1 protein-coding gene is annotated in these 1,105 nt (G+C 53.1%); it reads right to left on the reverse strand.

Annotated elements, in window-relative coordinates:
• Positions 1-9 precede the first annotated feature (9 nt).
• The coding region (locus C8R34_RS16200; RefSeq protein ID WP_132467163.1) for an IS4 family transposase at positions 10-1,105 on the reverse strand (1,096 nt) is incomplete at its 5' end.

Below are 1,105 nucleotides of genomic sequence, written 5' to 3' on the forward strand. Positions count from 1 at the left end.
GAATGGCACTTACTTAAGCTTTTTTGGGTGACCGTGCATACGGATTTCATCACATGCTTGCCCCCTCGGTTTCATCAATCTTGGGTAAGGTTTTGGCCGTCTTTTCACGGCTCTTGGCTCGATTCTGCCTGAACGGTTGCCCGTGCGCTGTTCGGCTATCAACACAAACAGCATGCCGGTTTGTTCGTATCCCACGGTTTCCCAAGGGTGGCGGCTCCAGGCTGCCCAAACCTGCAGTGTATGCTTGAAGCTGATCTGCCGGGGGAATATCTCTGCCTGCAGCGCTGCTTCGCACATCAGCAAACGAATCAAGTTATAGGCCAGGAAGTAGACCCACATTGCCTTCTCGTTCATTTGTGGTGTCATGCAACACAAAGTCTCCATGCCCAGGGTGGTCTTGATATTTCGCAAATCGAGCTCTACGTGCCACCGCTGTTGATACAGCTCCGATAGCTCGGATTTGGGCGCATCATTAGGCGATAGCAAAGTTGTTACCAGCACCTTACTGGCAACCTTGGTTTCGCGGATGCTCAATGTTTTTGGGAAGTGCTCGTACTGCGTCTTTTCCATCCAGTCTGGACATTGACAGGGCTTTGACCACTCGACGATATGATCGCGAGCGCCGAGTCGTATGCCTTTCCTAAAATCGGTTTTGCGTACACCGTTCTGCCCAAAAATCACATCCACTCCTATGGCCAACAGCATGGCGATCAACCAATAACTACAGTAGTAGCGATCAGCCAGCACCACGTCGCCCGGCTCTAGTCTGTCGAGTAACTGGCGAAACAACGCATGCTCACTACCTCCCTTACCTTTGAATGGGCCCATGGCCGCATCCAGCACAGCGCCACTCCCCAGGCAAATGAGTCCTACCATTCGCGCAATTGGAAAACCCAATCCGGGTTTTTGACTCATCTGTTGGGGATAAACTGTCTGATTCTCTGGCGTATCGGGCAATGTTACCGTCGTTCCATCGACTAGCTTGACTCGCCGGCCTCGCCAGTGCCATGCGTCAGGCGTGCGCGCAACAATTAGCCGTCCCGTTTGCCTTGCCACGTTGCTGACCATCTGCAACGGTAGATTCCGCCGGGCTTTGCAGTAGGCG

Origin of the sequence: Nitrosomonas sp. Nm84 (assembly GCF_003201565.1) — a bacterium.
Lineage (GTDB): Bacteria > Pseudomonadota > Gammaproteobacteria > Burkholderiales > Nitrosomonadaceae > Nitrosomonas.